Annotated in this window: 13 protein-coding genes; 7 read left to right on the top strand and 6 right to left on the bottom strand. The window is 73.6% G+C overall.

The window, feature by feature from the left end:
- Positions 1 to 185: 185 nt before the first annotated feature.
- Positions 186 to 2,225: an NHL repeat-containing protein gene (locus tag ABTZ03_RS17125; protein ID WP_350513774.1), complete on the bottom strand. Its 2,040-nt coding sequence runs from the start codon at positions 2,223 to 2,225 to the stop codon at positions 186 to 188.
- Positions 2,226 to 2,500: 275 nt separating this feature from the next.
- Here ABTZ03_RS17125 and ABTZ03_RS17120 point away from each other — a divergent pair, with 275 nt between their 5' ends.
- Together ABTZ03_RS17120 and ABTZ03_RS17115 are read left to right on the top strand one after the other, a co-directional pair.
- The gene (locus ABTZ03_RS17120; protein ID WP_350513890.1) at positions 2,501 to 3,349 is read left to right on the top strand and encodes an SAM-dependent methyltransferase; all 849 of its coding nucleotides are present in this window, start codon (positions 2,501 to 2,503) and stop codon (positions 3,347 to 3,349) included.
- 158 nt (positions 3,350 to 3,507) lie between these two features.
- Positions 3,508 to 4,047, top strand: a complete 540-nt coding sequence (locus tag ABTZ03_RS17115) for a hypothetical protein (RefSeq protein ID WP_350513773.1) — start codon at positions 3,508 to 3,510, stop codon at positions 4,045 to 4,047.
- 7 nt (positions 4,048 to 4,054) lie between these two features.
- On the opposite strand, the gene ABTZ03_RS17110 is transcribed toward ABTZ03_RS17115, so the two are convergent.
- Positions 4,055 to 4,750, bottom strand: a complete 696-nt coding sequence (locus ABTZ03_RS17110) for a hypothetical protein (protein ID WP_350513772.1) — start codon at positions 4,748 to 4,750, stop codon at positions 4,055 to 4,057.
- 236 nt (positions 4,751 to 4,986) lie between these two features.
- Here ABTZ03_RS17110 and ABTZ03_RS17105 point away from each other — a divergent pair, with 236 nt between their 5' ends.
- Positions 4,987 to 6,078 (top strand): vWA domain-containing protein, encoded by a 1,092-nt coding sequence (locus tag ABTZ03_RS17105; protein WP_350513771.1) that lies wholly within the window; start codon positions 4,987 to 4,989, stop codon positions 6,076 to 6,078.
- Positions 6,079 to 6,102: 24 nt separating this feature from the next.
- On the opposite strand, the gene ABTZ03_RS17100 is transcribed toward ABTZ03_RS17105, so the two are convergent.
- The 4 genes from ABTZ03_RS17100 to ABTZ03_RS17085 all read right to left on the bottom strand — a co-directional run bounded on the left by ABTZ03_RS17100 (position 6,103) and on the right by ABTZ03_RS17085 (position 8,383).
- Positions 6,103 to 6,375, bottom strand: a complete 273-nt coding sequence (locus ABTZ03_RS17100) for a hypothetical protein (RefSeq protein WP_350513770.1) — start codon at positions 6,373 to 6,375, stop codon at positions 6,103 to 6,105.
- Positions 6,376 to 6,467: 92 nt separating this feature from the next.
- Entirely contained in the window at positions 6,468 to 7,385 is a 918-nt protein-coding gene (locus ABTZ03_RS17095; RefSeq protein ID WP_350513769.1) for a hypothetical protein, read from the bottom strand.
- A gap of 46 nt (positions 7,386 to 7,431) precedes the next feature.
- Positions 7,432 to 7,758 carry a hypothetical protein gene (locus ABTZ03_RS17090; RefSeq protein ID WP_350513768.1) on the bottom strand — a complete coding sequence of 109 codons (327 nt, stop codon included), beginning with the start codon at positions 7,756 to 7,758 and terminating at the stop codon, positions 7,432 to 7,434.
- A gap of 217 nt (positions 7,759 to 7,975) precedes the next feature.
- Positions 7,976 to 8,383: a hypothetical protein gene (locus ABTZ03_RS17085; protein WP_350513767.1), complete on the bottom strand. Its 408-nt coding sequence runs from the start codon at positions 8,381 to 8,383 to the stop codon at positions 7,976 to 7,978.
- Between the two features lie 491 nt (positions 8,384 to 8,874).
- Here ABTZ03_RS17085 and ABTZ03_RS17080 point away from each other — a divergent pair, with 491 nt between their 5' ends.
- The 4 genes from ABTZ03_RS17080 (at position 8,875) to ABTZ03_RS17065 (ending at position 12,124) form a co-directional block, all read left to right on the top strand.
- Positions 8,875 to 10,161 (top strand): RNA-guided endonuclease InsQ/TnpB family protein, encoded by a 1,287-nt coding sequence (locus ABTZ03_RS17080; RefSeq protein ID WP_350513766.1) that lies wholly within the window; start codon positions 8,875 to 8,877, stop codon positions 10,159 to 10,161.
- Positions 10,162 to 10,331: 170 nt separating this feature from the next.
- The gene (locus ABTZ03_RS17075; protein ID WP_350513765.1) at positions 10,332 to 10,808 is read left to right on the top strand and encodes a YncE family protein; all 477 of its coding nucleotides are present in this window, start codon (positions 10,332 to 10,334) and stop codon (positions 10,806 to 10,808) included.
- Between the two features lie 118 nt (positions 10,809 to 10,926).
- Entirely contained in the window at positions 10,927 to 11,745 is an 819-nt protein-coding gene (locus ABTZ03_RS17070; protein WP_350513764.1) for a maleylpyruvate isomerase family mycothiol-dependent enzyme, read from the top strand.
- 73 nt (positions 11,746 to 11,818) lie between these two features.
- Positions 11,819 to 12,124: an antibiotic biosynthesis monooxygenase family protein gene (locus ABTZ03_RS17065; RefSeq protein WP_350513763.1), complete on the top strand. Its 306-nt coding sequence runs from the start codon at positions 11,819 to 11,821 to the stop codon at positions 12,122 to 12,124.
- Positions 12,125 to 12,139 lie beyond the last annotated feature (15 nt).

The raw sequence follows: 12,139 nt of genomic DNA, 5'->3' as shown, positions 1-12,139 counted from the left end.
AGCCGGGGGACGCGGCGGGCGGACGGCGGCATGGACGGCTCCCGGGGTCTCCTGCGCGGCGGTGCGCCGAACCGGCGCAGTGTTCCCGCGGGCACGGGCCCGCCCGGCCGTACCGGCGGGTAGTCGCCCCGACGGCCCCGGACGCCGTCCCCGCCTCCGGGACGGGTCAGCCCCCCCGGGACGGGTCAGCCCCCGCCGAGCCGGGGCGCGGCCACCGGCGCGGCCGCCCCGACCAGGACGACCAGCTCGTGCCCGCCCGGATTGGCGGGAACGGGGACGGTGCGCCAGTTGTTGGCCAGCCAGACGTTGCCCGAAGGGTCGATCTGCACACCGGTGTTGCGTTCCAGCCCGTCGCTCGTGTACCCGGTGCCGGGCGGCGAGATCGGCTCACCGGTGCGCACCCCGGGCGGACACGCGGACAGGTCCACCCCGCACAGCCGGGCGACGCGGTGGCCGCCGAAGTTGGCCACCCACACGGTGTCGTCCCCGTCGACGGCCACGCCCCAGGGCAGGAACAGGCCGCCGCCGGTGAAGGGTTCGGCGGGCGTGCTCCCGTCCGGCCCGATCATGGTCACCGAGGCCCCCGGACGCGGGCCGTCCTCGCCGGCCAGCGCGGCCGCGAGGTCCGCCGCGGTGCTGTCGCCGCAGGGCACCGGCAGGATGCCGCTGTTGCCCACCCAGGCGTTGCCCCGGCTGTCGGTGGCCACCGCGAGCGGGCGGCGCAGACCGGCGCCGGTGACGGTGCGCTCCACGGTCCCGTCGGGGGCGAGGACCTGGACGCTGTCGCTGCCGTTGCCGGTGACCCACAGCCGCCCGGCCGGGTCGACGGCGGCGCCGAAGGGCTTGTGCAGCCCGGGAGTCGCGATCTCCCGGGCCCGGGCCGGGTCGCCGTCCGGGATCCGGGCCACGCCGTCCGTACCGCAGTTGGCGACCCACACGGTGCCCGCCCGGTCGGCGGCCATCCCCTGGGGCTGGACGATCCCGGCGCCGCGCCAGCCCCCGGGCGGGGACAACGGGGTGCCGTCCGGGGCGAACTGCGAGACGCTGCGCTCCAGCGGCTTCGGGTCGACCGGGCAACCCATGCCCTGGAAACCGAAGTTGGCGACCCAGGCGGTGCCCCGGGCGTCCACGGTGACGCCGAATCCGGCGCCGTACAGGCCGCCGCCCCGGTAGGGGGCGCCGGGGGCGTCCCGCCCGTCGGGGGTGAACCTGAGCACGGCGTCGCCGCCGCAGACCGGGACGCCCGGGTCCGGGCCGTAGCGGTAGTTGTTGCTGACCCAGGCGTTGCCGTCGGCGTCGAAGGCCAGGTTGCCGGGGCCGTCCAGCTCGTGGCCGTCGCCGTCGTAGCGCAGCGCCACCGTCCAGGCGTCGGGGGCGGCGGACAGCGCCGGCCGGTAGCGCTCGGCGGTGCCGGCCAGCGCGAACAGCGCGGCCACGTCGTGGCCCGGGTCGCGGGCGATGTCCACGGCGGCCCGCAGGGTGTCGCGCGGCCGCTCCCGGCCGGGGCGCCGGGCCAGGTCCAGCAGCCGGTCGCAGGAGTCGCCGGTGGTGTCGTCGACACAGGAGGCCAGCAGGTTCGCCAGGGTGTTGAACTCGGCCAGGGTGGAGGTGAGTCCACCGTTGGGCGGGGCGGCGAGCAGCGCGGCGACGCCGCCGGTGCCGGTGTCGGCCAGGTTGTGCGCGACGGCTGCCGCGTTCGGCAGCCCGGGGGAGGGGCCGGCCACCCCGTCCGGGCCGGTGAACCGGGCCAGGGCGTAGGCCGCGGCCACGGTGGTGCGCTCGTTGACGACGAGTTCGGGCGGGGCCCCGGCACCGCTGAGCACCGCCGCGAGCACCACCGGCCCGTCGGCCTCCCGCCCGCCCGCCCCGTCCGGAGTCCGCCGGTCGCCGCTCGCCCCGGCGCCGACGCCGCCCGCCCCAGGGCCGACGCCGGCCAGCACGTACAGCACCGTCTGCGGGTCGCGCGGACGCCGGTAGTCCAGGACGAACCGCCCGTCCGCCCCGCCGCGCGCCCGGGCCAGCACCCGCGGCCGCCCGCCCTCGCCCCGCCCGGCCTGGTACAGCGTCACCTCCGCCCCGCCGAGCGGGACCTCACCGCTGCGCACCACCCCGCACTGCCCCTGCGCCTCCCACCCGGCGGGGAGCGCCGGGGCGGCGCGCGAGGGCCCGGCGACGGGCAGGGCCAGCAGGGCGGCGGTCAGCAGGACACCGCGGCGTCGGCGCACGGGGACTCCGTTCGGCGAGGGGGGACCGAGGGGGAACTCCTGACTGCCACATCCCCGCGCCACCCGCACGCGACCTGCCGCCCGACGCGACGGAAGATGCCCGGTACGGCCGAGCCCCGCCCCCGTCCCCGGCCCCCGCCCCCGTCCCCCGTCCCGGAGGGGACCTCGGCCGTCTTCCCGCGCGCCACCGACGAGTTGGCTAGACTGCCCCGGTCCGATGATCTGATCACGAAGGGGCGCGGATGAGCACGGAAGATGCCGGGGCGCAGACCTGGATGACCGCGACCGGGCCCGACCCCGACGAGCCGCCCGCGCCGCAGATACGCCAGGACATCCCGCACAGCGCCCGGATGTACGACTACTTCCTCGGCGGCAAGGACAACTTCGCCGTCGACCGCGAAGCCGCCGAGCGGGTCCTGACCGTCTTCCCCACCATGCGCACCGCCGTGCGGGCCAACCGCACCTTCATGCACCGCGCCACCCGCGCCCTCGCCCGGCGCGGCCTGCGCCAGTGGCTGGACATCGGCACCGGCATCCCCACCTCGCCCAACCTCCACGAGGTCGCCCAGAGCGTCGAACCACGCGCCCGGGTCGTCTACGCCGACAACGACCCCGTCGTCCTGGCCCACTCCCGCGCCCTGATGACCAGCACCCCCCAGGGCCGCACCGCCTACGTCCACGGCGACGTCCGCGACCCCGCCTCGATCCTGGCCACCCCCCAGGTCGCCCGGACCCTCGACCTCACCCGCCCGGTCGTGCTGTCGATGGTCGCCCTGCTCCACTTCGTCCCGGACCTCGACGACGCCCACGCCATCGTCAAGCAGCTCCTGGACCCGCTGCCGGCCGGCTCCGCCCTGGTCCTCTCCCACGCCACCGCCGAACTCGACCCGCCCGGCGCCACCAAGGTCCAGGAGATCTACAACCAGGCCGGCACCTCCCTGAAGCTGCGCCACCAGGCCGAGTTCGCCACCTTCTTCGAAGGCCTCGACCTCCTCGACCCGGGCATCGTCCCCGCCCACCGCTGGCACCCGGACGGCACCGCCGACGACACCACCGGCCTGCTGCCGGACAGCGTCACCGACGCCCAGGTCTCCTTCTACGCCGGGGTCGCCCACAAACGCTGACCCGGCCACGGCACCCGGCCCCGCGTCAACACCCCGGCCGGCCCGGCCTCCCGTCCGGGTGACACGGGGGCGGTTCCGCCCCCGGACCCGGCCCCCGTCCGCTCTCCTGGAACGGCCGACGGAACCCGCCGTCGCCACGCCCCGGAGAAGGAGCCCCCGTGTCCTCGCCCTGCGACCCCCGGTACGCTCCCGCCGGCGACGTGAGCGCCGCGCTCATGGTCATCGACTCCCGGCTCAAGGCCCTCTACGACGGCCGCACCGGGACCGACCCCGAACACCGCGAGATGGTCGACCACCTCGTCGCGGCCACCGGCCCGGAGGAGTTCGCCGCCCTGCTGGAAGGCGCCTGCACCCTCGTCTACCTGTACATGAACTGGCTGCGGGCCGCCCACGAGGAACACGGCAAGGACGTCATCGAGTACGTGGTCCCCACCCTGGTCGCCACCATGCGGATGATGCCCAGGACCTTCCGCCCCGAGGTCGTCCCCACCATGGCCGGCCTGCTCGTCGCCGCCGGCACCGGCCTGAGCCCCAGCCTGTGGCGCGCCCAGTACGGGCCCTGGACCGAGGAGGAGATGAACCCCCTGGAAGCCACCGCCACCCTGGTCGCGGAGTACGTCAACCGGGTCGCCGGCGGCGACCAGGAGTTCGCCACCCGCCTGGTCACCGACGCCCTCTCCCTGGCCGACGAGCAGTGACCCCCGCTCAGCCCGCCGAGGGGTGAACCGCCCGGTACGCCGTCACGGCGGCGGGCAGGACGGCCTCCACACCGGCCAGCGGCTTCTGGTCGACCACCTTGTGGACCGTCAGGATCACATCGCCCTCCCGGACGAAGGCCACCTCACTGACGAACGGATCCGTACCGCCGGGGAAGAGTGAGGCGACCCGCAGCACCAGGCCCTCGTCCCCCGGCAGCCCCGGATCCTCCGTGGACAGGGTGCCCTGCTCCGAGGTGCCGTCCGGGAAATCCGTGGTGTAGGTGGGGCAGCGCCGCACCGCACCGCGCAGGTCGGCCATCGCGGCGGCCGCCTTGCCGGGGCCGTACCGGTCCAGTGTCTCCTCACCGAACCAGTCGATGCCGTCGGCGTCGGCGGCGGGGCCCTTCAGGCCGACCGACACGTGCTCCAGGCTCGGGGTGTGTGTCGGCAGCAACTGCGTCACCGTGAGCTCCGTGCACGGCATCGACGCGATCGGCTCGCCGGGCGCGCGGCGGCGGGGCGCGGGGGAGACGTCGGGCAGCAGCTCGAAGCCGGCCGGCAACCGGGCGGCCGTCAGCAGCGCATCGTGCAGCGTCGGCGCCGCACCCGCCGGACCGCCGCCCGCCGGAGCGCCGCCGGAACACCCCGCCAGGGCCGACCCCACCGCAAGACCCACCACCAGCGCGACAGCACGAAGACGCACCGGACACCCCCCTCGACCGTTCGTGAACCCGCGCATCCTCCCACACCGCGCACCGCCCGCCGTCGCCGGACGACCACCCGGTACGGACCGCCGCCCCGACGCATTGTCAGTGCCCGCCCGTAGAGTGGAAACACGCTGAAGGGAACGCCGAAAGGCGCCGCGGAATTACGCCGGGAAAGGCACCGCGAAATCAGCGTGGAATCACCGCGAATTGATGCCGGAACCAGGGGAGAGCCATGTCCGTGAACAGGATCAAGCACAAGGTCAACCACGTCTCCCTCGTGGTCGACAAGTCCGGCTCGATGCGCCAGCACCAGTCCCAACTCATCCGTGTCGTCGACGAGTTCGTCAAGGGACTGCAGGAGGAGTCGGACCGCCTCGGCCACGAGACCCGGATCAGCCTCTACGCGTTCGACCACGAAGTGCAGAACCTGGTTTGGGACATGGACGTCAAGCACCTGCCCTCGCTGCGCGGCCTCTACCAGGTCGACAACGGCGCCACCGCCCTCATCGAGGCGGCCGTCAAATCCGTCGACGACCTCAAGAACATCTGGGAGGGCTACGGAGAGCACTCCTTCCTCCAGGTCGTCGTCACCGACGGCGAGGAGAACGCCTCCGGCTTCTCCCAGACCGGCCAGATGCACACCCGGATGAACGGCGGCCGGGGCGCCACCGCCCTGCGCGGCTGGATCGACCGCATCCACGGCGCCATGGACGCCCTGCCCGACCACTGGACCTCCGCCATCCTGGTCCCCAACTCCCTGGCCAAGCGCACCGCCCAGGAGTACGGCTTCCCCGCCGGCAACATCGCGATCTGGGACGCCGACTCCAGCAAGGGCGTCGAAGAGGCCATCGGCACCGTCAAGTCCGCCGCCACCAGCTTCCTGCGCGGCCGCGAACAGGGCGTGCGCGGCACCAGGAACCTCTTCGCCATGGGTCAGGACCTCAGCACCGCCGACGTCAGCGCCAACCTCGACGCCCTCGACGCCGGCAAGTACATCCTGGTCCCGGTCGACCAGGCCACCCCCATCCGCGAGTTCGTCACCAGCGCCGGCCACCCCTACAAGACCGGCTGCGCCTTCTACGAGCTCTCCAAGCGGGAGAAGATCCAGGGCAACAAGCAACTCGCCGTCGCCGAGAAGGACCCGGCCACCGGCCGGATGACCGGCCGGGTCTACTCCGGGCCCGCCGCCCGCCGGCTCCTCGGCCTGCCCGCCGCCGAGGCCACCGTCAAGCCCGGCGACAACGCCGCCTACACCGTCTTCGTCCAGTCCACGTCCGTCAACCGCAAGCTCGTCCCCGGCACCAAGCTCCTCGTCATGCTGTGACCCGCGGTTGCGCCCGCGCGGCCCTCACCCGAGGTCCCGGCGCACCGCCGCCAGGACTTCGGGCGGCAGATGCGGCCCGCCCTCGGCGACCAGCCACCGTTCCAGGACCCGTCCCGGGTCGCGGAGACGGCGCGGCGGGCCGTCCGGGCGGCGGACGCTCACCAGTCCGCCGGCGACGGTGATCGCGGCGTCGGCCTCGTCCGGCGAGGTCCGCACCAGCAGCCCGCGGTAGCCGAGCCCGCCGTCCGCCGGCCCGCCGCCCGGCGCCGGGGCCAGGGAGGCGATCCGGCGCCCCAACTCCCGGGCCGCGGCGGGTGTCAGCGGGTAGCGGGGGTTGGGGCGCCCGCTGTAGAGGTCGACCTCGACGGTCGCGGCGGGCCGGCGGGCCGTCAGCGGATCCGCCGGCGCTGGCTGTCGCAGCCGTAGAAGTAGCCGCAGAAGATGGTGTACGGCCCCCGGTCGGCCTTCTCCGGGTCGTAGATCACGTGCCCGCTGTTGTCGACGTTGCGGGCCGGTGTCGAGCCCGGCTTGTGGCCCCAGAAGCCCTCCTTCTGCTTCCGGTACCAGTGGAAGTCCCCGCCGCCGGGGATCACCACCAGCGCGGTGAGGTAGCGCGGCTTCGCGGTGTCGGGGAAGCAGTCGAAGCGGTGGTGCATCCCGTCGCACAGCGAGGCGCGGGTCATCTCCTCGCAGGTGATCCGGCTGTACATGTGGCCGCAGCCGCGGCCGGGCTGGGCGAAGGTGTTGGTGCGCCAGTTGCTGGCGTAGTTGTAGCAGTTGTTGTGGGCGCGGACGTTGGCGTCGTCGTTCCAGAAGCCGGGGTTGAACGCCCCGAACTCGATCTGGCAGGTGATCTCGGGCTGTTCGGCCGCGGTCCCGCCCGCCGGCTCGGCCCGGTCCGCGGCCGAGACCTGGCCGCCGCCCGCCAGCTGCCCGAGCAGGAAGTCCCGGAAGGACTCCTCGACCGGCGGCGTCTGCCCGGCGAACCCCTCCTCGGGGGCTGCCCGCCAGGGCGCGAGGGTGATCAGCCGCTCGGCGACCTCGGCGGTGCGCCCGGCGGGCGCCTGCGCGCCCGCCGGGAGGTAGAGGCGGGAGCCCAGGCCGAAGTCGCGCGCGAGCTCGTCGTCGAAGGCCTCCAGCCAGAACCCGCGCAGGCCCAGTCCGCCCGTCGGCGCCTCGGCGGGGACGGTGAACAGCTCGCGGTCCCGGGTCAGTTCGCGCAGGGCCGCGCGGGCCCGGGCCTCGTCGGTGAGGTCCGCGACGGGGTCGGGCCGGCCGGAGAAGACGTCCGCGGTGATCCTCAGCATGGGTCCCGTTCTCCTTGTCTACCGGTACTGGTTCACGGCAACTCGCTTACAGGAACTCGACGAAGAACGGCCCGCCGTTGGTGGGGTAGCTCTTCGTCGTGTGGGGCTCCATCGAGTCGAAGAGGACGTGGCACCCGAAGGAGCGGTACAGGAACGCGGGGGTGTCCGTGTCGTTGTCGATGAACTTGGCGCCGTTGAAGATCGGCAGGCAGCGGCCGTTGGGCGGGTCGAAGATCTCGCCGTTGGTCCCGTCCTGCGAGACGAAGGTGAAAGCTCCGGTGGCGGCCTGGGCGTTGGTCGCCGTGCCGGTGAGCAGCAGGAAGGCCGCGGTGACGGTCACCGCCGCCCGGCCCACGTGGGTGAGTGCGCGCATCGGGCACTCCTCTCCGCCGCCGCGGTGCCCCCGGTTCCGGGGGCGGAGGACCGCTGCGGCCACCCCATGCTGGCGGCGGCCGGGGGAGGAGGGGGTTCCCGAACCGGCGGAAGCAGCGCAGAACCGCCTGAACAGCCGCCTGAACGGCCTCCTGAGCAGTCGCCCGCCGGCCCGCCCGCAGGCGCGGCCGGGCCGGCAGGGCGCGGGTGGGCGCGGGTCAGCGCACGGTCACGGTGAACACGGGCGAGGCCGTGGCGCCGCTGACGATGCGCAGCTCGTTGAGGCCCTTGATGCCGAGCTTGACGCGCAGCGCGTAGGAGCCGTTGTGGGCGGTGCGCACGGAGGCGGGCAGGCTGACCCACTTGCCGTGCTGTTTCTGCTGCAGGGTCACCGTGCTGCCGGCCTTGAGGCCGGTGGTGGTGCCGGTGACGTGGAAGTCCTGCCAGGCCCGGACGGAGGTGACCGAGGGCTTGGCGGTGATGGTGGCGTGCGCGGCGGCCTGCTGCCCGGCGGACGCGGAGACGGTGGGGGTGGCGGCCACGGCGGTGCCCGCCAGGCCGAGGGAGAGCACGCCGAGGGTGGCCACGGCGGCCAGACGCAGGGAGTTCCGCTTGGAGACGATCACAGGAGTACCTCTTCCACGGGGAGGTGCCTGCCCACGCGGCCCGGCCGGTGCCGTGTGGGCGCTGTCCCTCTCAAGGACGTTCTCATCCCGCCCTCAGGTTGTGGACGGATCGTCACCATCCTGTAACAGCAGGCGATCATCATACGGTCACCTGTTCGTCGATCGGATTGTCACCGGCGTCGGCTAGCCTGCCCCCCGCACCACACCCCGACGCCACAGCACGCGTTCCACCAAAGAGTCCGGAGGGTGCCCCGGCCTTCAGGCCGGGGGTGAATCCGGCTTCCCGCGGAGCGGGTCAGGGGTAGCTGAATCGCTGTCAAGGCGATCCGGCGTTCGGGAGTAACGATGGTGAGAGTGGCCTCAAGCAGGTGCGGCAGCTCTGAGTTGAGGTACCGCCTCTCGTGGCATCCTGCGCGGTCAGCGGGTAGCGGAGGTCCGGGATGCGTAGCGTGAACTTGCTTATGCCGTCGCGGTGCCGCCAGCATGGCGGCATGTCACGCTTCCGGATGTGCCCGACGCCCGCGCAGGAAGATCAGATGCTCGTGCACTGCGCGCACGCCCGGTACGTCTGGAACCTGGCTGTCGAGCAGCGCGCGCACTGGCGTCCGGGCCGGCAGTCCGCACCCGGCTTTGCCGAACAGAGCCGCCAGCTCACCGAGGCGCGCTGGGCCAGCGAATGGCTCGGCGCGGGCAACGCGGACGTGCAGCAGCAGGCGCTCAGGGACTTCGCCAAAGCCGTCGCTGCCCGGTACTCGTCCGGATTCGGCGAACCGACGTGGCGCAAGCGGTACCGGCATGAGGGCTTCCGCGTGATCGGCACCGACCGCGTCCCGGAACTCAACGCGGACGGCACGGCGAAGCTGAACCCGAAGACCGGCAAGCAGGTCATGGGCCGGTCGGTGGTCGTGCAAAAGCTCAACCGCAAGTGGGCTCAGGTCAAGGTGCCGGGCTGCGGCTGGGTTCGCTTCCGCAACACACGCCACGATCTACCGGACGCGAAGACGTTCCGCGTCACCTGGCGCAACGGCCGGTGGCACATCGCGTTCGCCGTCATCCCCGAGCCGATCGAGGCCCCCGGTGCCGGAAAGGTCATCGGTATCGACCGAGGCGTGACCGTCACCGCCGCGCTCTCGGACGGTCGAATCCTGAACTGCCCGAAACTGACCGTCAAGGAGCGGGCGCAAATCCGTAAGCACCAGCGCCGTGCCGCCCGCGCTCCCAAGGGCAGTGACCAGAAGACGGCCGAATACGCCAAGGTCGCCCGTCTCAAGGCCCGCGAGGCCGACAGGCGCAAGGACTGGTGCGATAAGACCAGCACCATGCTCGCCAGCTCCTACGACCTGGTGCGGTTCGAGAAACCGAACATCAAGAACATGACCGCCTCCGCGAAGGGAACGGCCGAACAGCCCGGCCGCAACGTCCGGGCCAAGGCTGGATTGAACCGGGCGATCCTCGCTCAGGGATGGGGACTTCTCCGGCAGCGCACCGAGCACAAGGCCCCCGGGCGGGTCGAAGACGTCCCCGCCCCGTACACCTCCCTGCGCTGTTCGCAGTGCGGCTGGATCGACAAGAACTCGCGCAAGAGTCAAGCCGAGTTCGTCTGCACCACCTGCGGATTCACCTGCAACGCCGACACCAACGCAGCAACCAACGTCGCGGTAGGACAGGCCGCAAGGCCCCGGAAGACACCTTCCGGTACCGGAGGGGCAACACCGCGTCAGCGGTCGAGTGCCCGTGAACCTCAACACCCCACCGGTGTTGGAATCCCCCAGCTTTAGCCGGGGGAGGATGTCAACCTGTACGTCTCCCAGAACGGGGCGACCGCCTACCGGCAGAACGGCCAGAGCCGGATCCTGGCCTTCGCCACCGCGCAGCAGGCGTCCACCACCACGGTGCAGATCCCGGCCCCTACGTCGGCGCCCCCGCGGCCCGCCCGGGCACCGGGGACGTGTACGTCGGCACCAGCCAGGGCGTGGTGCACGTGACCACGGCCGGCGCCGCGCCCGCCGTGGCCGCCACCGTCCGGGGCACCGCCACCAACCTGGACTACAACCTGGCGTTCACCCCCGACGGCAGGCGCCTGTTCGGCCTCGCCGAACTCGGCACCGGCGCCAGCACGATCATCGACCCGGCCACCGACACCGTCACCTCCACCTTCCAGGCCGCGGGCAGCGGCGACACCCTGGAGAACCCGCAGGTCAGCGCCGACGGCACCCGGCTCTACCTCGCCGACAGCAACTACGGCACGACCACCGCCTCGGTGCTCGCCCTCGACACCGCCACCGGCGCCCCCGTCCCCGCGGACGGCGCCGGCGACCTCGACGAGGACAGCCTCACCGGCCTGGCCCTGGGCCCCGACGGCCACACCTTCTACGTCGGCGGCACCGTCGGACAGACCGCCAACCTGCAGATCATCGCCCACTGACCGCCCCCCCGCCGGGCCCGCCCGCCCTCGCACGGGCGGGCCCGGCGGGGGCGGCCGCGACCCCCGGGCGTGCCGCAACCCTGGACAGCGGCGGGGGAGTCGGCCACTGTTCACCACCATGGACCTCCCCCTCCCGCAGCACCGGCCCGGCGCCCCGCGCACCGCGCTCCTCGAAGCGGTGACCGCGGTCGGCGACGAGGCCCTCGCCCTGCTCGCCGGCTGCCGCGGCGACACCCCGGTCCCCGGATCCGAGTGGACGGTCGCCGAGGCCGCCGCCCACCTGGCGATGGCCAACGAGCTGATGGCCGCCCTGGCCGCCGGCGAGCAACGGCCCTACGGGGACGGCACCCCGGCCTCGCTGGCCGCCGCGAACGCCGCCTCGCTGGCCGCCCGGCCCGAGCGCGACCCGGCCGTACTCGCCGCCCAGATCGCCGACCGGGCACGGGAGTTCACGACGGCGTCCGCCCGGCGCGAGGGCACCGAAGCGGTCCGGACCCCGCTCGGCCCGATGGACCTGGACACCCTCGGCGCCTACCTGCTCACCCACATGCTGGCCCACCTCTACGACATCGCCCGCGCCCTCGGCCGGCCGCACCCGCTGGACCGGCACCGGGTCGCGCTGACGACGCCGTTCCTGCGCACGGCCATGCCCTGGGTGGTCGACGCCCGCGCCGCGGCCGGCCACAACGCCTGCTACCGGGTGCGGCTGCGCGGCCTGGAGGAGTTCGCGGTGACCTTCACGGACGGCGCCGCCACGGTGGACCGGGAGCCGCCGCGCCGCCCGGACTGCACGATCCTGCTGGAGCCGGTGGCCTTCTTCCTCATCGCGCTGGGCCGCTTTGGCGCCACCGAGGCCCTGCTGCGCGGCAAGGTGCTCGCCTGGGGCCGCCGCCCCTGGCTGGCCCCGGCCTTCCCCAGGCTGTTCGTCGCCCCCTGACCCCGGCCCCGGCCCCTGACCCCGCCTCCGGGCCGCCCGCCCGCGCCGGCACCCGCCCCTAGGATGCGGTGCCATGATCCTTGAAAGCGCTCTGCTGGACGTCCGGCCCGGGCGGGAGGACGAGTTCCTCGCCGCCTTCGCGCGGGCCAGGCCGCTGATCTCGGTCCAGAAGGGCTTCCGCTCACTGGAGTTGCGCCGGTGCGTGGACGAGGGGGAGGGCTCCCGCTTCCTGCTGCAGGTGGCGTGGGAGACGCTGGCCGACCACACCGAGGGCTTCCGCCGCTCCGCCGAGTACGAGCGGTGGCGGGCGCTGCTGCACCACTTCTACGCGCCGTTCCCCACGGTCGAGCACTACGGGGAACCGCTCCTGACGGCGTGAGCGCCTTTCCCCTCG

Source organism: Kitasatospora sp. NPDC096077 (genome assembly GCF_040303245.1).
GTDB lineage: Bacteria > Actinomycetota > Actinomycetes > Streptomycetales > Streptomycetaceae > Kitasatospora.
This window is presented reverse-complemented; position numbering and strand designations above follow the sequence as displayed.